Consider the following 19,309-nt stretch of genomic DNA (forward strand, 5'->3'; position numbering starts at 1 on the left):
TTCGGTGGTGCAGCTACTTGCCGATCGCCGGTGAAGTTTCCGCGGGCCCCAATCTCAGAGCAGGCACCGAGCGGAGCCGATGTGCGCGAAGCCCTCGAGGACGGGAAGGTCTGGCCGGTGGTCCGCGGGTACGGCGGTGTTCTCGCGGCGACCGCTCGCTGACAGCGCTGGTGTCGAAACGCGGTAGGTGTCGGTGGGTGCGGGCACAATGGAGCGGTGGGAGTAGCTGGGGGAGCGCCGAAGCTGATCGCGCTCGATGTGGACGGGACCCTGCTGGCGAAGGGGGTCGATATCAGCGCGCGGGTGGGGGCGTCGGTGCGAGCGGCGGTCTCGGCAGGGGCGCATGTGGTGGTGACCACCGGGCGAACGTTGCTCACCACGCGGCCGGTGCTGAGCGAGCTCGGCCTCGCGGAAGGACATGCGTTGTGTTCCAACGGCGCTGTGCACATCGATGTGGCACGCGGCGAGCCCGTCGCGGTGCAAACATTCGATCCGGGCCCGGCCGTGCTGGCGCTACGCGCGCTGTTCCCGGAGATGGTCTTCGCCGCGGAACAGGTGGGCATCGGTACCTGGGCGACCGGGCACGGGCCGGGGGAGTTCTCGATCGGCGACTTCCAACTCGTCGACTACCGCGAGCTGAGCAGCGTGCCGACTCCGCGCCTCAACGGCTGGTGGCCCGACGGCAGCCCTGACGAAATGCTGCGCCTACTGGAAACATTCGATGTACCCGACGCCTCCTGGGTGCACGGCGAGTACGGCCCGTGGCTCACCGTTTCCCGCCGTGGGGTGTCCAAAGGCTGGGCACTGGAACAACTTCGACTCATCCTCGGCGTCGAGGCCGACGCGACCCTGGCTATCGGCGACGGCTTCAACGACCGTGAGATGTTGCGCTGGGCAGCGCATTCGGTAGCGATGGCAGGTTCACCCGCCGAGGTGCTGGCCCTGGCCGACGAGGTGACCGGTGACGTCAGCGAGGACGGTGTGGCCACGGTCCTCGAGCGCTGGTTCGCCTGAGTACCGCTGGTTGGCGCCACCGGTGCTCAGACCCCGATCGTGAGCTCGGCGCTAGCTCGACGCCGCCGCGGTCATCGCCACATAGTGTGGGTTCGCCATGATCCCGAGTACATTGCCGAACGGATCCAGCACCGCCGCGGTCGCGAACCCGGTGCCTTCCCCGCGTTCGGTGATCGGCTCGTACTCGGTGGCGCCGAGCTCGAGCAACCGGTCGAAGGTGGCCGCCAGGTCATCGACCTGCCAGAACACCACTCCGCCCCCGCCCGGTGCGTTGCGCGCGCCCGCCGGGGCATACGCGCGGTTGATGATTCCCAGCTCGGCTTGCAACGGGCCGAGCCGGAACTCGTAGTACCCGCCGGGAACCTCGTAATACGGCGCGATGCCGAGGAACTCGCTGTACCAGTCCTTGGCGGCGCTGAGGTCGTCGGCGTAGTAGGTGGTGGTGGCCATTCCGCGCAGCATGTCTGCTCCATTCGATGTCGCTTCGGTGTGACACCTACATTGCCAGTCAAAGTGCTCACCAAATGAGCACTTTGTTCGGCAGAATCATCGAGTATGCGAGCGGACAGATTGGTAGCGACCCTGTTGTTGATGCAGGCGCGCGGGCGAGTGACGGCCGCCGAGGTCGCGGCCGAACTCGAAGTCTCGGTGGCGACGGCGCGGCGTGATCTGGAGGCCTTGTCGGCCGCGGGCATCCCGGTCTATCCCCAATCGGGTCGTGGGGGCGGTTGGTCGCTGATCGGCGGCGCCCGCACCGACCTGTCCGGATTGACGGCGGGGGAGACCAGAGCGCTGTTCTTGCTCGCGGGACCCGCGGCCAAGGCCGCCCCCGAGGTGAAGTCGGCGCTTCGCAAACTGGTTCGGGCCCTCCCGCACACCTTCCGCGCCGAGGCGGCCGCCGCTGCCGATGCCGTGGTCGTCGATCCGGCCCGGTGGGGTCGGCCTGATCCGCACGCGCCCGCTGTCCTGGACACGGTGCGGCGCGCGGTGGTGGATCGCCGTCGCATGCGCATCGAATATCTGCGCAAGGGCGAGCGCACGGTCCGCACGATCGATCCATGGGGCCTGGTGGAGAAGGAAACGGTCTGGTATTTGGTCGCGGGGACCGACCGTGGGCAGCGAACCTTCCGCTTGGACCGCATCACCGAGGCCGTCACCCTCGATGAAACAGCCGACCGCCCCGCCGATTTCGATCTCCACGCGCAGTGGTCTCAGATCGTCGAGAACATGGAGGGTCGTCGCGCCGCCGTGTCCGCGACGGTTCTCGTCGCTACCGAGCTCGCCCCGATTTTGGCCGACCAGCAGGGCCGCAACTGCACCCTGCTCGGCCCGGCCCCGGACGGTCGGGTGCGAGCGCGGATCACCGCCGACACCACGAAGATGGTCGCGCGGCAGCTGGCGGGCTGGGCCGGCGACCTGGAGGTGGTCGGCCCAGCCGAGGTGCGGGCGGAACTGGCAGCACTGGGCACTCGATTGGTGAGCGACAACGGGTGAGCACCGCCGAGGGACGTGCTGTGGCCCACCGGCCCGCACGGGGCGGTCCCCCTTCGACCGCCCCGCCCGCACTACTCCCTGTCGATGAGCGCGGCCAGCGACGTGACCATCTCACTGGCCACCACCGCGTGCCCACTCGTGGTGAAGTGGATGAGATCCGCGCTCATCAACTCGGGGCGGTTTCGCAGTGGATGGTCCCAGAACTCGGTGAGTACCGCATCGAATTCGGCGGCGACGGCCCGCACCACCTCGTTGAGCGCGATCATCTGCGGCCGCATGGGCCGCATCGGGGCCATGCGCTCGACCGACCACACGTCGGCCACGGTGAAAATCGACAACTGAGCGTCGGTGGCGGCCAGCGCGGTGAGAATCGTCGTCAGATTCTCGTGCAGTCGGTCGATGTCGACGCCCGCGGTGAACAGGTCGTTGCCGCCGCAGCTGAGATGTACGAGATCCGGCGCGAATTCCAGGATGTCGGCGAGCTGGCGATCGATGACCTGCTCGCTGGTCGCTCCGATTCGGCCGGTATTGCGGTAGGCCAGTGCGGGATTCACCGAAGTGAGGTGCGCCGCGACCCGATCTGCCCAGCCGGTGGGAGCGTATCCGGGGCTCGGGTCACCGGTGCCCGCGGCGATCGAATCGCCGAGTACCGCGAAACGCCGCCACGGCGCACCGGCGAGCAGCGCGGTGGCCCGCTCGGGCGCCAGCACCAGTGGATCATCGGCCTCGGCGGTGAACTGTACGGATAGTGGTGTGCTGGAAGACATCTCGAACCTCCTCGGTTCAGTGGGTGGACCGAGCCCGCACCGGCACGGCCAGTAGCAGGGCGACGGCGAGGTTGATGGCCGCGCACACCGCGAACAGCAGGTGGAAGCCGTGCAGCGGGTCCTCGGCTGTCGCGGAGAAGATGGCCGCCAGTACGGCGATGCCGAGTGCTCCGCCCACCTGCCGAGCGGTGACGTTCATCCCGATTCCCGCCGCGAACTGTTGCGGTGGAACAGAACTCGCCGCCGCGGTGCCGAACACGGTGACGACGATGCCGATCCCGCCGCCGCCGAGCAGGCCCGCGGGAATCCACGCGGTCCACAGCGCGGGTTCGAGGCCGAAGGCATCGGTGCTCATCCAGACCAGCGCGGCGGTCGACATCAGCGCGCCGAGCACGCCCACCCACCGCTGGCCTGCCGGTGTCGTGATCCGCCCGGCGACAACGGCGGTCACCATCGACGCCACCGCACCGACGGTGAGCGCCGCCGCCGACTCGAGGACGGAGTAGCCCCAGATCGCATCGAGGAAGAGCGGACCGGCCAGCAACCACGCGAACATCGAGGCGCCGAACAGCATCGATCCCGCGTTGGCCACGGCGAATTGCCGATCACGCCACAGCGCCACGGCGACCGCGGGGTTGGCGTGGCGGCGGGAGCGAACCAGCGCGAATCCTGTCAGCGCGAGACCGCCGAGCAACGCGACGAGCGTGCCGGGTGCGGTCCAGCCCCAGCTCTGACCTTCGGTGACGGCCGCCACGATCGCACCGAGTCCGATCGCGATGGCGAGCGTGCCGAGCGGGTCGGGCAGGGTCGTCTCGCGCGAGTCCCGGTCGCCGCCGGGCAGCCGCAGTCCCGGCACGATCAGCGCCAACGCGATCGGCACATTGATCAGAAAGACCGCACGCCAGCCGAATGACTCGACCAACGCGCCACCCAGTGCCGGACCGACCACCGCCGCGAATCCGCCGGCGGCCGACCAGGCGCCGATGGCGGCGCCGATCTTGGCCCGCGGCGTGGCCTGCAGAACCAGCCCGAGCGCCGCGGGGACCATGAACGCCGCCGCGATGCCCTGCAGGACACGGCCCGCGATGAGCCAGTTCGCACCGGGCGCGAGCCCGCACAGCAGCGAGGTGAGGGCGAATCCGGCCAGTGCCAGGGCGAACAGGCGGCGGCGTCCCCAGGCGTCGGCGATGCTCCCGGCCGGGGTGAGCAGCGCCGCGAACGCGATCGCATAGCCGCTCACGATCCAGGTCAGCGTGCCGGTGGGGGTGCCGGGATAGCTCAGGGCGATCGTCGGGAACGCGATATTGACGACGGAGAGATCGAGGAAGGCGATGAATGCCGCGCCCGAGGCGACCGCGAGGGTGCGGCCCGCGGCGCTGGTGTCGGGAGTGGCTGTGCTGAGCGGATCTTCGGGCCGAGCTGACACGTCGGTCATGCGGAGTCCTTCGCGGAGAGAAATAAGAACGTACGATCGTTCGTAAATAAAAGTACGACCGATCGTTCGCCTTTGCAACCCCGCGGTGGAACAATGGCATCCATGACCCAGTCGATGGAACCGAGCGATCAGCGGTTGGCCAAGGGCGCCCGTGCGCGCGCCACCATCGCCCGTCGCGCCGCCGAACTCGCCTCCGTAGAGGGCCTGGACGGCCTCAGTATCGGCCGACTCGCCACCGACCTCGGCATCAGCAAGAGCGGCATCGCCACCCTCTTCGGCACCAAAGAAGCGCTCCAGCTCGCCGCCGTCCAGGCCGGTCGCGACATCTTCATCGAACGGGTCATCGCGCCCGGCCTGCGCGTGCCACGCGGCGGAACTCGGGTTCGCGCGATGATCGAGGGCTGGTTCGCCCACATCGAGAATCCCCCCTTCCCCGGCGGCTGCTTCCGGGTGGCCACGCTCACCGAATTCAGCAGCAAGCCCGGCCCCGTGCGCGACGCCGTCGTCGCCGACCATGACAACTGGCTGTCCTTCCTCAGCGACGAGGTCCGTAAGGCTCAGGCCGAGGGGGAACTCGCCGACGCCGACCCCGATCTGCTGGTTTTCGAACTGGACGCGATCGTGAGCGCCGCCAATATCGCCTGCCAGACGGGAGATTCGGCCCGCGTCGAAGCCGCGCGCACCATCGCGAACCGCTTGCTGTCGGATGCGGCGAGCGTGGGATAGTGGTGCAGCCGGACCGGCAGCCGGTACGCCTGGGCCCTGCGGGAACCTAGCTCCCGCGCTCCGCTACGATGTCGACCGAAAATGCGGCACGCCGCACCGGAGGTGTCGACCCGCTCCTTGCTGGATCAGGCGGAGAGTACGAGTTCGGTGGCGACGCAGGTGTCGTATCGCGCCCAGATCACGTCGACCAGCGCTGAGTGCGCGCCGATGACATCGGCGTGCACGACCTCGGGCGCGGCGGCGACCAGCCGGTCGGTGAGCAGCCCCGGCGCCAGGAACCACGGTGCTACGACGATGCGTTCGGCACCGCGCCCTCGCAGCTGATCCACCGCCTGCCCGATGCTGGGTTCGACTGTCGCGAAACACATTTCAGCGGGGCAGCCGGTCACGGCAGCCAGCCGTCGAGCCACCACGGCGGTTCGCCGGTTGGCCGCGGCATCACGCGAACCGACAGCGGCGACGGCGATCCCCACCGGAGCATCACGCAACGGACCGGGCGCGGCGGTCGGCGTACCGAGGGACGCCGGGACCACAGGCGTCGCCCGATCGGCGAGCAGCGGAATGCGGCACGAGCGCGCGACGCGGTCGGCGACCGCGGCGATGAGCAGCGGATCGGGGCCGAGTACCGCTGCCTGGGTGAGTCGAAGCCGGGGATGACGGCGGCCCGCCTCGACCAGCAGGGCCGGAAGGTCGACCCGTGCGTGAAAAGCGTTGCCGAGCAGGAGGGGAACGACGATCACGTCGGTGTGGCCCGCAATGGCGAGGTCATCGACAACCTCATCCACCGAGGGCGTGCTGAGATCGAGGAAAGCCAGCCGGACCGGGATGTCGGGTCGGGCCGTGGCAACTTCGGCGACCACGGCGGCCATGGTCGCCGCCGAACGCGGATCACGGCTGCCGTGGGCAACCGCGATCAGCGCGGGCCCGCCGCCGCGCGGTGCCGAAATGGCACCGCGCGCCGGAGCCGGCAGGCGATACATCAGACCGCGGTACCGACCTCGACCGAGGTCAGCACGTCGCCGACCAGGCCTGCCGCGAGCGTGTTGCCGCCCGCGGGATCGATCAGCAGGAACGATCCTGTGTGCCGGTTGGTGCGGTAGTCGTCGGCCGGGATCGGTTCGGCCAAGCGCAGCGAGACACGCCCGATATCGTTGAGCTCCAACGACTCCGGGCTGGGCTGGGCGGTGAGCGTCTGCTCGTCGAACCGCTCCACGAGTGCGCCGACGATGGCCTGGGTGGTCTTGGCGCCGTGCTTGAGCAGCAGCCGGGCACCGGGACGCAGACCCTTGTCGCCGAGCCAGCACACGGTCGCGTCGAAGGCATCGACCGGTTCCGGGGCATCGTGCGCCGAGGCGATGATGTCGCCGCGCGAGATGTCGACCTCGTCGGCCAGGATCAGCGTCACGCTGCGCCCGACCTGGGCGACGGCCAGTTCGCCGTCCGGGGTGTCGATGCGCTCGACGGTGGTCTTCTTGCCCGAGGGCAGCACCACGATCTCGTCACCGGGCGACACCGAACCGGCCGCGATCTGACCCGCGTAACCCCGGTAGTCGGGGTGTTCGGCGGTACGCGGACGGATCACGTACTGCACCGGGAAACGCAGACCCAGCGCGTGCGCTCCGGTCGAATCAGCGTCCACCGGAACGGATTCCAGGTGCTCGATCAGCGAGGGACCGTTGTAGTACGGGGTGTTCTCGGAGCGGCTGGCGATATTGTCGCCGTGCAGCGCCGAGACCGGGATCTCGATGACATCCTCGGTGGCCCAGCCCAGCTTCGAGGTGAGCTCGTTGAACTCGGCGGAGATCTCGGCGAACACCTCGGCGGGATTGTCGACGAGGTCGATCTTGTTCACCGCCAGCACCAGACGCGGCACGCCGAGCAGCGCGAGCACCGCGGCGTGCCGACGGGTCTGCTCGATGACGCCCTTGCGCGCGTCGGTCAGCAGGATCACCAGCTGCGCGGTGGACGCGCCCGACACGGTATTGCGCGTGTACTGGACGTGCCCCGGCGTATCGGCCAGCACGAAAGACCGCTTGGGCGTGGCGAAATAACGGTAGGCCACGTCGATGGTGATGCCCTGCTCACGCTCGGCGCGCAGGCCGTCGACGAGCAGCGACAGGTCCGGGGTGGACAGTCCGCGGTCGACCGAGGCGCGAGTGACCGCGTCGATCTGATCGGCCAGCACGGACTTCGTGTCGTAGAGCAGTCGTCCGACCAGGGTTGACTTACCGTCGTCGACAGAACCGGCGGTAGCCAGCCTCAATAGGTCGGACATCAGAAATAACCCTCTCGCTTGCGGTCTTCCATGGCGGCTTCCGACACACGGTCGTCGCCACGAGTAGCACCGCGTTCGGTCAGTCGGGACGCCGCGACCTCGGCCAGGATGGCCTGGTTGTCGGCGGCGTCGGAGATGATGGCGCCGGTGGTGGAACCGTCGCCGACGGTGCGATAGCGCACCGAACGGGTCTCCAGAACCTCGTTCTCGTTCGGGCCGCCCCACACGCCGGGCGTCATCCACATGCCGTCGCGGGAGTACACCGGACGCTCGTGGGCGTAGTAGATCGACGCCAGGTCGATGTTCTCGCGGGCGATGTAGCGCCAGATGTCCAGTTCGGTCCAGTTGCTCAGCGGGAACACGCGCACATGCTCACCCGGCGCGTGCTTGCCGTTGTAGAGGTTCCACAGCTCGGGGCGCTGACGCTTCGGATCCCACTGGCCGAAGGCGTTGCGCAGCGAGAAGATCCGCTCCTTGGCGCGCGAGCGCTCCTCGTCGCGACGTCCGCCGCCGAAGACCGCGTCGAAGCGGTGCTCGGTGATGGCGTCGAGCAACGGCACGGTCTGCAACGGGTTGCGGATACCGTCGGGGCGCTCGGTCAGCCGGCCGTCGGCCAGGTACTCCTCGACCGAGGCGACGTGCAGGCGAAGGCCGTAGCGCTCGACCACCCGGTCGCGGAATTCGAGCACCTCGTCGAGATTGTGCCCGGTGTCCACGTGCAGCAGCGTGAACGGCAGCGGCGCGGGCCAGAAGGCCTTGAGTGCCAGGTGCAGCAGGACGGTGGAGTCCTTGCCGCCGGAGAACAGGATCACGGGGCGCTCGAATTCGCCCGCGACCTCACGGAAGATGTGGATCGCCTCGGATTCCAGCGCCGCGAGGGTGTCGAACTCGGTCAGGCCGAGTTCGCGTTCGGTGGTGTTGGTACTCACAGGCTCACTCCCAGTGGTGGTGATGGTCATGATTGGTGCAATCCGCATTCGGTCTTGGCGATACCGGCCCAGCGGCCGCTGCGCGGATCGGACCCCGGCTCCGGCTTGCGCGTGCACGGTGCGCAGCCGATGGACGGGTAACCCTCCTCCACCAGGGGATTGACGAGAATGCCGTTGGCCGCGATGTAGGCCTGCATCTCGTCGTCGGACCACGGTGCGATCGGGTTGATCTTCACCAGGCCGAAGGCGTCGTCGAACGAGATCAGCGGCGCGTTGGCGCGGGTGGGCGCCTCGACGCGGCGGATGCCGGTGATCCACGCGTTGTAGCCGCTCAGCGACTGCTTCAGCGGGACCACCTTGCGCAGCCGGCAGCATTCGGCGGCGTCACGGGCGAACAGGTCCTTGCCGAGCAGTTCGTCCTGTTCGGCGACGCTCGCCTCGGGGCGCACGTTCACCACGTTCACCCCGTACACGGCCTCGACCGCGTCGCGGGTGCCGATGGTCTCGGCGAAGTGGTAGCCGGTGTCGAGGAAGAGAACATCCACACCGGGACGGGTCTGCGCGGCCAAGTGGACCAGCGCGCCGTCCTGCATGTTCGACGCGACGATGTAACCGCTGCCGAACACCTTGTCGGTCCACGCGATCAGCTCGGCGGGCGAGGCATCGGGGCCCAGCTCGGCCGCGCCCTGCTCGGCGAGCGCGCGCAGTTCGTCTTCGGACAGCTTTGCCGCGAGATTCGTTGTCACAGTGGGGATCTCCTCATCAACTATCGGAGGTCGGCCTCGTCGGCGCGCACAGCCCACACCGCGAAGCGTTCCCCGGATTCCCGGTTCTTGACGAAGTTGCGGACGACGCGATCGATGTAGTCACCGAGTTCGACGCTGGTCACCTTGTGCTGGCGCAACTTGCGGCCGAACGCGCTGTCCAGACCGAGGCTGCCACCCAGATGAACCTGGAAACCCTCCACCTGATTCCCGGTGCCGTCGTCGACGAGCTGGCCCTTGAACCCGATATCGGCGATCTGGGACCGGCCGCACGAGTTCGGGCAGCCATTGATGTTGATGGTGATCGGCACGTCGAGTTCGGCGTTGATATCGGCCAAGCGCCGCTCTAGTTCGGGTGCCAGCACCTGCGAACGCTTGCGGGTCTCGACGAAGGAGAGCTTGCAGAACTCGATGCCACTGCACGCCAGCAGATTTCGACGCCAGACCGAGGGCCGGGCCTGCAGGCCGAGCGGTTCGAGTTCGTCGATCAGCGCGTCGACCTGGTCGTCGGCGATGTCGAGGATGATCAGCTTCTGGTACGGGGTGAAGCGAATGCGATCCGAGCCGTACTTCTCGGCGGCGTCGGCGACCTTGCTCAGGATGGTGCCCGAGACGCGACCGGCGATGGGGGAGAAGCCGACGGAATTCAGGCCGTTGCGCAGCTTCTGCACACCGACGTGGTCGATCGGCTTGGCCGGCCGCTCCGGCGCGGGACCGTCGACGAGCTTGCGCTTCAGGTACTCGTCCTCGAGTACCTGCCGGAACTTCTCGATGCCCCAGTCCTTGATCAGGAACTTCAGGCGGGCCTTGGTGCGCAGGCGACGGTAGCCGTAGTCGCGGTAGAGCGAGACGACCGCTTCCCACACGTCGGGGACCTCTTCGAGGGGCACGAACGCGCCGACGCGCTGAGCCAGCATCGGGTTGGTGGACAGACCGCCGCCGACCCAGAGATCGAGGCCGGGACCGTGCTCGGGGTGGTTCACCCCGACGAAGGCGATGTCGTTGATCTCGTGCACCACGTCCTGCTGGCCCGAGATCGCGGTCTTGAACTTGCGGGGAAGGTTCGAGTACTCCTTCTTCCCGATGTAGCGCTTGACGATCTCGTCGACCGCCCAGGTGGGGTCGATGATCTCGTCGAGCGACTCACCCGCGAGCGGCGAACCGAGCACCACACGCGGGCAGTCGCCGCACGCCTCGGTGGTGTGCAGGCCCACCGACTCGAGCCGACGCCAGATCTCCGGGACGTTCTCGACCTCGATCCAGTGGTACTGGACGTTCTCGCGGTCCGACAGATCGGCGGTGTCGCGGCCGAACTCGGTGGAGATCTGGCCGACCGTGCGCAGCTGGGCGGCGGAGAGTGCGCCACCATCGCAGCGCACCCGCATCATGAAGTATTTGGCTTCGAGCAGATCGATGTTGTCATCGTCGGTGAAGGTGCCGTCGTAGCCCTCTTCACGCTGGGTGTAGAGACCCCACCAACGGAAACGGCCACGCAGGTCGGCCTTGTCGATCGAGTCGAAGCCGCCCTTGGCGTAGATGTTCTCGATACGCGAACGCACGTTGAGCGGATTGTCGTCCTTCTTGGACTGCTCGTTCGGGTTCAGTGGCTCGCGGTAGCCGAGGGCCCACTGACCTTCGGAGCGGCGGCGGACCGGCTTGCCGGTGCGGGCGCGGGGCGCGACCGGGGCATCGGTGCTCGGGCGGGCCGGGCGCTGGGCAGCTGATCGCTCAGTGCGGGCCTGCGCTGTCGACTGTCCGGTCGAACCGGCGTCGGTGCTCGACGTCATGGTGGGGTCGCTCCTGCGGGGTGGTGGGACATCCGTGCTGAAGGCGCGAGGGGCTGGCTCGCGTCAGGGAGTCAGCGGGCCGATGAAAGTCGAAGGCACCGGGGGATACCCGGGCGTGGACGCCGCTGCGCTACCGGTGGAAACCGGGCCGACAACAGGCGCTACACACACGCTGGAAGTCGACGTGGCGACGGGCCACGAGTCGTACTCCAGTTGCGTGCATGTGCCTATTGTGCCACGTCAGCCCGGTCGTTCCGACAGCAAGGAGATATTTCCCGCACTTTTGGGGGAAATTCCCTGGACGACCGTCCTGTTCTGTGACGGGGGTCATAGCCCACCGTGCGGAACCGGCCCGTGATGCTCCCGTGTCGGCAAGTGTGCGGTACCGCACAGGGCGATTGACCTCGATCGCGCTCGAGGTTGCAGAGTAGTGCGATGAGCAATGACGCCACCGCCGCAGGTCGGATTCCCGCCGATCTCGACGCCGAACTCACGGCGATCCACGCCGTCGTCGACACCATCGCCCACGCCCAGGCCAACGAGCTGGCCGAGGAGTTCATCGCGGTCTTCCGGGAAGACGCGATCTGGACCACCGGCCACGGCAAGCGCCTGTTCGGGCGCCCGGCCATCGCCGAGTTCACGGCACAGGTGCTGCCCGGCGCCACGACGCACGGCCACGCGACCTACGAGGTCGAGCATGTGCTGTTCCTGCGACCCGATGTCGCCGCCGTCAAGATCCGCCAGAGCTACTTCACCCTCGACGGCGAGCCGTCGGGTCAGGGCACGCCGATGTATGTGATGACGAAGGAGGACGGCGCCTGGGTGCTCACCGCGAACCAGAACACGCCCGTGGTGACGGACTGACGTGCGAGGGGCCGGGTGGGGCACGCTCCAACGGCCCGGCAGACTGGAGGGGTGACTACCAGCGCTGCTTCCGGGGCTTCCGGCGTGATACCGGCCGATGCCGATCGGCCGGTGCTGCGCGATTTCGGGAGCGGCGCGTTCGGGGTATACGTGCACGTGCCCTTCTGCGCCACGCGCTGCGGATACTGCGACTTCAACACCTACACGGCGGGGGAACTGGGTACTTCGGCGTCGCCGCAGTCGTGGCTGGAGGCATTGCGCGGCGAACTCGCGACCGCGGCGGCCGAGTTCGGTGCGCTGCCGAGCGCGACCCCCGCGGTGTCGACGATCTTCGTCGGCGGCGGGACGCCGTCGCTGCTCGGCGGAGACGGGCTGGCGTCGGTTCTGGACGCGGTGCGGGCGAACTTCACCCTGGCCGCCGACGCCGAGGTGACGACCGAATCCAATCCGGAATCCACCTCGCCCGAATTCTTCGAGCGGCTTCGCGCGGCCGGCTACACCCGGATCTCGCTGGGCATGCAGTCGGCTGCTCAGCACGTGCTGAAGGTGCTCGACCGCACGCACACTCCGGGCCGCGCGGTCGCCGCGGCGAAAGAAGCGCGCGCGGCCGGGTTCGATCACGTGAATCTGGACCTGATCTATGGCACCCCCGGCGAGACCGATGCCGATCTCGACCTGAGTCTGGACGCGGTGCTGGCCGCCGGTGTCGATCACGTGTCCGCCTACTCCCTGATCGTCGAGGACGGAACCGCGCTGGCACGCAAGGTCCGCCGTGGTGAACTGCCCGCACCCGACGACGATGTCCTCGCCGCCCGCTACGAACGCATCGATGCTCGCCTCGCCGCCGCCGGGCTGACGTGGTACGAGGTGTCCAACTGGGCCGCGAACGATGCCGCTCGCTGCCGACACAACCTGGGCTATTGGGACGGTGGCGACTGGCTCGGCGCCGGCCCCGGCGCGCACAGCCACGTCGGCGGTGTTCGCTGGTGGAACGTCAAACACCCCGCGCGCTACGCCGACCGCGTCGCCCTCGGCGGTCTCCCCGCCGCGGGCTGGGAGGCACTCACCGACGACGAGCGCTATACCGAACACCTCATGCTCACCGTCCGTCTCCGGACCGGACTGCCACTCGCTGATCTAGCCCCCTCGGCACACTCGGCCCTCGACCGCGTGCTGGCCGACGACCTCGCCCGCGTCAGCGGAAGCAACCTGGTCCTCACCGACCGTGGCCGTCTCCTCGCCGACGGCATCGTCCGCGACCTGCTCACCTGACCGCTCGCCGGCGGGTTTTCCCGGTCGATCCGCGGCGGTGTCGTCCGGGCCCGCGTGGACTCGCTGATAGTGGTTGACGCGCTGCCGAACAGGTCGGGGGAATCGCGCGAGCGGTGATGTCATCGTGATCTGAATTTCGAGATTTTCCAGGCTGGGTATAGTCACCGAAGAATGCCCGGTCATCGTGCTGAATTACACCGATGCACACCTGATGAGGGTTCGGAGACAGTGGGGTGCTCTTAGGCTGTGTTCGGTGGGTTCGGGGTGGAAGATAACGATTAGGGGCGTAGGCTTCGGCTCGATCCTAGGGAGTTATATGTCCACCGAACGGCACATCACCCTCGTCCACGAGCAGAGCGAATTCGCTGAAGCGCGCTCCGCTGAGAAGGCGGAGAACGCTCGTCAGTGCGCGGTCGCCGCGCGGACGGTCGCTTCGCACTCGAACGACGCCGAAGATTGCACGTCGCTGCTGGCGATGCTCGGTCTCGACGCCCTCGCGGGCAAGCAGGTCGGCGCCCCCGACTCCGCCGCTCGTTGCGGCGCTGCTGCCCGAGTCTGACCCGGCACCGGCCGCCCGACTCGGGCGGCCACTGCCGGTGCCCGGCGTTGTTTCGCTGACATCGTCGTCAGCCCCCTGTCACCGTTGAGCGCTGCTCGACCGGCGAGATGTCGTCGCCACCACCGATCACCCCGCCTGCTATCGCCGGTCGTGGCACACCGAGTAGTTCCGCGGTGTTCGCGAGCGTGATCAAGTAGTCCGGCACCGCGCGCACGGCATCCACGCCGGGCGTGGGTGCTGTCGGCGGTGGCGCTCCGCAAGCAAAGTAGCGGTCGCCCGATCTGGTAACGGCATGCGCCGATGGTGGGTTGCCGCCGATGGCCGGTCCTGTCGACCCGGGCACGCTGTGCCCGACACCTGGTCGCCACACGTCGTGCTGGGCAGGTGGTCGCTGCCACGCAGCCGCACCCGGTGACCGATCACCGCCTCCGCTCGTGATGGCGCTCGGCCCCATCCGCCCAGCCGATGGGCTGGTATCGGGACTGCGTATCGCCGAAACGACCGTGGGGTCGACGGCAGCTGGGGAAGTTCCCGTTGACGATGTGGACAACCCCGCACCGACAGACGTCGTCATCGCAGTCGGGCGGCTCGACGACGCCGCGCCGGTGACATCCCCCGACGGCGCAGCTGTCACCGTCGGAGCGCTCCGCGAACGCGCCGACAGGTCATCGTCATCGGATTCCGCCGACCGGTTGTCGAGCGGATCCGGTTCCTCGATCTGAACTTCTGATGCGTCACTGTCGGGGCCCGGTTCGTTGGGGTCGTCGATCGCAGCCGGGCGCTCCCCAAACGCGCCCTGCCCGCCATCCTCGAAAACCTCGCCCGGCGACAGCGCGCGTCGCTCGCCTCGCGATTTCCCCGCTGCGCCGATCAGCAACTGTCGGTCGTCCGCCTCGCCGGTGTCGAACGACCGAAGCGGCATGGGCAGCACCGGAATGCGAGCGACCAACTCCGCGAACGGCAACACATATCGCTGTCGCATCGCCGCTCGCGCGTCCTCCTGCGCGGACGACGCCGCACCGTGCGTCGATGCCGAGCCCATGGCGTGTGCCGCCCCGCTCACCGACCACGTCGCGGCACCGGTTCTCTCGACGACCGGTGACCCGACCGCGTACTTGGTCGCCACGATCGCCTCGGCAGCCGCTCGAACCACGCCGGGCAATTCCTCCAGCGCGACAGTCAGGTCGTGCGCTCGCGCGACATAGTCGTCGACCGCGAAACCGGCCGCGGTAGCGGCCGTTCCCGACCACGCCGACGCCAGCGAACCTTTCACCGCGTGCCGGAAAGCGCGCAGACCCTGGTCCCACCACCGTGCGATCTGCTCGAACCTGTCCGCTTGCGCCAATGCGCCGGTCACTTCGAGTGCCTCGAACGCCGCGACGATCTCGCGGTGCCGCCAAGAATGCGTGTTCTCCCCACCGTCGGGGAGACGCGAAGCAATGGTGTCTTTCGAATAGTCCGGGAATATGTTCCCGCCGCGAATACCGCTCGGCTCGCGGCCGGTCACGCTGACACCGGGTAAATATGTTGTCCCGCAGAGGTTTCCGACATTCGAAGTCGATCGGCCCACTGGTCGTCGACAACCGTCATCAGATCGCGCGCAGCACGGAAAGATTGCTGAATGTCGCCCACGATCTCCGCGTGGGTATCCAATACCGCAGCGACGCTGTTCTCGTTCGCCGCTGCCACCGAACGCAATCGCGCGACCAATGTGCAACCGGATATCAATCTTGCGTGTCTCTCGCCCAGCCCCCAATGCTCCTGATCGCCGATTTCTCGCGCGAGTGCCCGGATCCGAGCGATCACCCGCAGGAATTCCGCACACGCACTGTCGATGCGGGCGAACTCCGTCGGCCGCACCACAACCGCGCCCGACCCGACCGGTACCGCTTCGTCGACCCCAACCGTATACACCACAGTTCCCTCCCCGCGTACGCTATCGCTACCTGAAAATTGCTGGTAGACCCCCTGATTCGGTGTCGAACCTACGCCTGCCGCGTGAGCGAAGACAACCCCCCGAACCGCAACTGTGGATAACTCGGGCCTGGGGATAACTCGCAGCCGAGCCGACACCGCCGATCGCCGCCCTCGAAGCCGGATATTCCCCACATGACAGTTCGGCGCCGGACCACCGTGCGATCCAGGGACCGGTGACAAGACAATTAGACTGGACCACAAGACGCCGCGAGCGTCGGCGTGCGAGGCTGTCCGAACGCAGCACCGATACACGTGCGGTATCAGGCACGAGCGAGGAAGGTGGGGTCGATGCCGTCGAGCACCGAGGATCGACGTTTCGAGGTTCTGCGAGCGATCGTCGCGGACTACGTCGCCACCAAGGAACCGATCGGCTCCAAGTCCCTCGTGGAACGGCACAACCTCGGTGTTTCCAGTGCCACCATCCGCAATGACATGGCGGTGCTGGAGGCCGAGGGCTACATCACCCAGCCGCACACGAGCTCGGGCCGCATCCCCACCGACAAGGGCTACCGCGAGTTCGTCGACCGGATCGCCGAGGTGAAGCCGCTCTCGGGCGCCGAACGCCGGGCGATCATGGAGTTCCTCGAATCCGGTGTCGATCTCGACGATGTCCTGCGCCGCGGTGTGCGACTGCTGGCCCAGCTCACCCGCCAGGTCGCCGTCGTGCAGTACCCCACGGTCTCGGCGTCGATCGTGCGTCACATCGAGGTCGTCGCGCTCAACCCGGCCCGGCTGCTACTCGTCGTGATCACCGACACCGGCCGCGTCGACCAGCGCATCGTCGACCTGGGCGCGGTGATCTCCGACGAAGACCTGGCCGCCGTGCGCGGTCTGCTGGGCGGGGCCATGGACGGCAAACTGCTGTCGGTGGCCAGTGCCTCCGTGGCCGGCGTGCCCGAACGCGCACCGGCCAAGATCCGCGATGTGTTGGTCCGGGTCTCGACCGTTCTGGTGGAGACGCTGGTCGAGCATCCCGAAGAGCGACTGGTCCTCGGCGGCACCGCCAATCTCACCCGCAATGTCGCCGATTTCGGCTTCCCCGGCTCGCTGCGCACCGTGCTGGAAGCGTTGGAAGAACAGGTGATCGTGCTCAAGCTGCTCGCCGCCGCGCAGCAGCCGGGCCAGGTGATGGTGCAGATAGGCGAGGAGACCCAGGTGGAGCAGATGCGCGGCACTTCTGTCGTCTCCACCGGCTACGGGGCGGCGGGCGCCGTGCTGGGCGGTATGGGTGTGCTCGGCCCGACCCGCATGGACTATCCCGGCACCATGGCGTCGGTCGCGACGGTCGCCCGCTACATCGGCGAGGTGCTCGCCGAAAGGTGAAGCCAGCTCGGGAACCGCGACAACCGGACTGTTAAGGTCGATGCTTCGGCCGGTAAAGTTGAGTGGATTCGACTGAGGATGCGCCAGGCGCTCGGCCGGCCCACACCGACCAAGGACTAGAGAACTCACGTGGCACGGGATTACTACGGACTGCTCGGCGTCGGCAAGAATGCCACCGACCAGGAGCTCAAGCGCGCTTACCGCAAGCTGGCCCGCGAACTGCACCCCGATGTGAACCCGGACGAGGTCGCACAGGCCCGCTTCAAGGAAGTCTCCACCGCCTACGAGGTGCTGACCGACCCCGAGAAGCGCCGGATCGTCGACCTCGGTGGTGACCCGCTCGAAAACGGCGGCGGCGGAGCGGGATTCAACGGTGCGGGCTTCGGCGGTCTCGGCGACGTCTTCGAGGCGTTCTTCGGCGGGATGAGCGGCCAGGGCGGTGGCCAGCGCAAACCGCGTGGCCGCGTGCAGCCGGGCGCCGACTCGCTGATCCGCACCCGGCTGAGCCTGGCCGAGTGCGCGGTCGGCGTCACCAAGCATCTGACTGTCGACACCGCGATCCTCTGCGATGTCTGTGTCGGCTCCGGCACCAACGGCAACTCCAAGCCGATCCGCTGCGAGACCTGTGACGGTGCGGGCGAGGTGCAGTCGGTGCAGCGCTCGTTCCTCGGCCAAGTGCTCACCTCGCGACCCTGCCCCACCTGCCGTGGCGCGGGCGAGACCATCCCCGACCCCTGCAACAAGTGCGGTGGCGACGGCCGCGTGCGTGCTCGTCGCGAGATCGCCGCCCCCATCCCGGCCGGCGTCGCCAGTGGCATGCGGGTTCGCTTGGCGGCGCAGGGCGAGGTCGGCCCCGGTGGCGGCCATGCCGGTGACCTCTACGTCGAGGTCGTCGAACAGCCCCACGACACCTTCGTACGCGATGGCGATGACCTGCACTGCACCGTTCGGGTGCCGATGGTCGACGCGATCCTCGGAACCACCGTGGTGGTCGACACCATCCTCGACGGCCCCACCGAGCTCAACATCGCGGCGGGTACCCAGCCCGGCGAGGTCATCCAGCTGCGGGCGCACGGCATGCCGCGACTGCGTTCGGGTGCGCGCGGCGACCTGCTCGCCCACCTCGACATCGTGGTGCCGAACAAGCTCGACGGCAGGCAGACCGATCTCCTGCGCAAGTTCAAGGGCATGCGTGACAAGGATCGTGCCGAGGTGATGTCGACCCAGTCCGAGCACAACAGCGGTCTGTTCGCCCGGCTGCGCGCGTCGTTCAGCGGGCGCTGAGGCCGTGGCCGCGACGGTCTTCTATCTCGACGAGGTCCCCGAGCCGGGTGCTGTCGCGGTGCTGGACGGTCCGGAGGGTCGCCATGCCGCGACCGTGCGCCGGATCAAGGTCGGCGAGCCGATCACCCTGTCCGATGGGCACGGTGTGCTGGCCGACTCGGAAGTCGTCGCGGTCCAGAAGGACCGGCTCGAGCTGGCGGTCCGCGACCGGCGGATCGCCGCGTTGCCCACCCCGGCGGTGACCGTGGTGCAGGCGCTGCCCAAGTCGGATCGCTCCGAGCTGGCCGTCGAATTGATGACCGAGGCCGGCGCGGATCTGATCGTCGCGTGGCAGGCCGCGCGCTGTGTCGCGAACTGGGAAGCCAAGGCGGCCAAGGGCATCGAGAAGTGGCGTGCGGCGGCCAAGTCGGCGGCCCGCCAATCCCGGCGCGCCTACATCCCCGAGATCGCCGGCTTGCACCGCACCCGTGACCTGGTGGAACTGGTGCGAACAGCCAAGGCGAACGGCGCGATCGTCGCGGCCCTGCACGAATCCGGCGCGGGCAAGTTCACCGAACTGCCGCTGGCGCGGGCGAGCGAAGTGGTGCTGATCGTGGGCCCCGAGGGCGGTCTCGACGACACCGAACTGGCCGCGCTGGCCGAGGCCGGTGCCGATATCGTGCTCCTCGGTCCGACGGTCCTGCGCACCTCGACCGCCGCGGCCGTCGCGCTCGGCGCGCTGGGGGCGCTGACCCCGCGCTGGTGAGCACCACCATCGGCACATTTTTAACCACTGTGCGGTGTCAGTGCTCGGCGGTAAACTGATCTCATCGAACACCAGGTCGAAACCGGAAGCAGGC

The 19,309-nt window shown here is 68.1% G+C and carries 19 protein-coding genes; 9 read left to right on the forward strand and 10 right to left on the reverse strand.

Annotated features, from left to right (window positions below; genetic code table 11):
* The first annotated feature begins 216 nt into the window (after positions 1-216).
* Positions 217-1,014: an HAD family hydrolase gene (locus NA12_RS25035; protein WP_067456213.1), complete on the forward strand. Its 798-nt coding sequence runs from the start codon at positions 217-219 to the stop codon at positions 1,012-1,014.
* 51 nt (positions 1,015-1,065) lie between these two features.
* Here NA12_RS25035 and NA12_RS25040 read toward each other — a convergent pair whose 3' ends face one another.
* On the reverse strand, positions 1,066-1,476 hold the full coding sequence (locus NA12_RS25040; protein ID WP_067456216.1) for a VOC family protein: 411 nt from the start codon (positions 1,474-1,476) through the stop codon (positions 1,066-1,068).
* A gap of 93 nt (positions 1,477-1,569) precedes the next feature.
* Between NA12_RS25040 and NA12_RS25045 the strand changes: the two genes are divergently transcribed.
* A complete protein-coding gene (locus NA12_RS25045) occupies positions 1,570-2,508 on the forward strand; it encodes a helix-turn-helix transcriptional regulator (protein WP_067456219.1) in 939 nt (312 codons plus the stop codon).
* 71 nt (positions 2,509-2,579) lie between these two features.
* Here the strand turns inward: NA12_RS25045 and NA12_RS25050 are convergent, their stop codons facing one another.
* Together NA12_RS25050 and NA12_RS25055 are read right to left on the reverse strand one after the other, a co-directional pair.
* Positions 2,580-3,275, reverse strand: a complete 696-nt coding sequence (locus NA12_RS25050; protein WP_067456222.1) for an SGNH/GDSL hydrolase family protein — start codon at positions 3,273-3,275, stop codon at positions 2,580-2,582.
* Between the two features lie 16 nt (positions 3,276-3,291).
* Positions 3,292-4,710 carry an MFS transporter gene (locus NA12_RS25055; protein WP_067456225.1) on the reverse strand — a complete coding sequence of 473 codons (1,419 nt, stop codon included), beginning with the start codon at positions 4,708-4,710 and terminating at the stop codon, positions 3,292-3,294.
* 102 nt (positions 4,711-4,812) lie between these two features.
* Here NA12_RS25055 and NA12_RS25060 point away from each other — a divergent pair, with 102 nt between their 5' ends.
* Positions 4,813-5,436 (forward strand): TetR/AcrR family transcriptional regulator, encoded by a 624-nt coding sequence (locus NA12_RS25060; RefSeq protein WP_067456505.1) that lies wholly within the window; start codon positions 4,813-4,815, stop codon positions 5,434-5,436.
* 125 nt (positions 5,437-5,561) lie between these two features.
* On the opposite strand, the gene NA12_RS25065 is transcribed toward NA12_RS25060, so the two are convergent.
* From NA12_RS25065 to NA12_RS25085, 5 genes are read right to left on the reverse strand one after another with little or no spacing between them, the layout of a single operon-like run.
* Positions 5,562-6,416: a sirohydrochlorin chelatase gene (locus NA12_RS25065; RefSeq protein WP_084473083.1), complete on the reverse strand. Its 855-nt coding sequence runs from the start codon at positions 6,414-6,416 to the stop codon at positions 5,562-5,564.
* Complete coding sequence (locus NA12_RS25070; protein WP_067456226.1) at positions 6,416-7,711, reverse strand: sulfate adenylyltransferase subunit 1; 1,296 nt, start codon at positions 7,709-7,711, stop codon at positions 6,416-6,418. The genes NA12_RS25065 and NA12_RS25070 overlap by 1 nt, the downstream gene beginning before the upstream one ends.
* The gene (gene cysD, locus NA12_RS25075; protein ID WP_243655079.1) at positions 7,711-8,688 is read right to left on the reverse strand and encodes a sulfate adenylyltransferase subunit CysD; all 978 of its coding nucleotides are present in this window, start codon (positions 8,686-8,688) and stop codon (positions 7,711-7,713) included. Before cysD ends, NA12_RS25070 begins: the two co-directional genes overlap by 1 nt.
* Complete coding sequence (locus tag NA12_RS25080) at positions 8,667-9,386, reverse strand: phosphoadenylyl-sulfate reductase (protein ID WP_067456231.1); 720 nt, start codon at positions 9,384-9,386, stop codon at positions 8,667-8,669. Before NA12_RS25080 ends, cysD begins: the two co-directional genes overlap by 22 nt.
* 20 nt (positions 9,387-9,406) lie before the next feature.
* Positions 9,407-11,191 carry a nitrite/sulfite reductase gene (locus NA12_RS25085; protein WP_067456234.1) on the reverse strand — a complete coding sequence of 595 codons (1,785 nt, stop codon included), beginning with the start codon at positions 11,189-11,191 and terminating at the stop codon, positions 9,407-9,409.
* A gap of 435 nt (positions 11,192-11,626) precedes the next feature.
* On the opposite strand from NA12_RS25085, the gene NA12_RS25090 reads away from it, so the two are divergent.
* The 3 genes from NA12_RS25090 (at position 11,627) to NA12_RS25100 (ending at position 13,886) form a co-directional block, all read left to right on the forward strand.
* The gene (locus tag NA12_RS25090; RefSeq protein WP_067456237.1) at positions 11,627-12,055 is read left to right on the forward strand and encodes an SgcJ/EcaC family oxidoreductase; all 429 of its coding nucleotides are present in this window, start codon (positions 11,627-11,629) and stop codon (positions 12,053-12,055) included.
* An 84-nt stretch (positions 12,056-12,139) separates the two neighbouring features.
* The gene (gene hemW / locus NA12_RS25095) at positions 12,140-13,327 is read left to right on the forward strand and encodes a radical SAM family heme chaperone HemW (RefSeq protein ID WP_067456239.1); all 1,188 of its coding nucleotides are present in this window, start codon (positions 12,140-12,142) and stop codon (positions 13,325-13,327) included.
* A gap of 316 nt (positions 13,328-13,643) precedes the next feature.
* Positions 13,644-13,886 carry a hypothetical protein gene (locus NA12_RS25100; RefSeq protein ID WP_067456243.1) on the forward strand — a complete coding sequence of 81 codons (243 nt, stop codon included), beginning with the start codon at positions 13,644-13,646 and terminating at the stop codon, positions 13,884-13,886.
* A gap of 67 nt (positions 13,887-13,953) precedes the next feature.
* Here NA12_RS25100 and NA12_RS25105 read toward each other — a convergent pair whose 3' ends face one another.
* Together NA12_RS25105 and NA12_RS33860 are read right to left on the reverse strand one after the other, a co-directional pair.
* Positions 13,954-15,243, reverse strand: a complete 1,290-nt coding sequence (locus NA12_RS25105) for a hypothetical protein (protein ID WP_132370212.1) — start codon at positions 15,241-15,243, stop codon at positions 13,954-13,956.
* A gap of 146 nt (positions 15,244-15,389) precedes the next feature.
* The gene (locus NA12_RS33860) at positions 15,390-15,803 is read right to left on the reverse strand and encodes a hypothetical protein (protein ID WP_132370210.1); all 414 of its coding nucleotides are present in this window, start codon (positions 15,801-15,803) and stop codon (positions 15,390-15,392) included.
* 348 nt (positions 15,804-16,151) lie between these two features.
* Here NA12_RS33860 and hrcA point away from each other — a divergent pair, with 348 nt between their 5' ends.
* The 3 genes from hrcA (at position 16,152) to NA12_RS25125 (ending at position 19,215) form a co-directional block, all read left to right on the forward strand.
* A complete protein-coding gene (gene hrcA, locus NA12_RS25115) occupies positions 16,152-17,186 on the forward strand; it encodes a heat-inducible transcriptional repressor HrcA (protein ID WP_067456511.1) in 1,035 nt (344 codons plus the stop codon).
* 129 nt (positions 17,187-17,315) lie between these two features.
* A complete protein-coding gene (gene dnaJ / locus NA12_RS25120) occupies positions 17,316-18,470 on the forward strand; it encodes a molecular chaperone DnaJ (RefSeq protein ID WP_067456252.1) in 1,155 nt (384 codons plus the stop codon).
* A gap of 4 nt (positions 18,471-18,474) precedes the next feature.
* Complete coding sequence (locus tag NA12_RS25125; RefSeq protein ID WP_067456255.1) at positions 18,475-19,215, forward strand: 16S rRNA (uracil(1498)-N(3))-methyltransferase; 741 nt, start codon at positions 18,475-18,477, stop codon at positions 19,213-19,215.
* The last annotated feature ends 94 nt before the right edge of the window (positions 19,216-19,309 follow it).

It is taken from the genome of Nocardia alba NBRC 108234 (assembly GCF_001612665.1).
Taxonomy (GTDB): domain Bacteria; phylum Actinomycetota; class Actinomycetes; order Mycobacteriales; family Mycobacteriaceae; genus Nocardia; species Nocardia alba.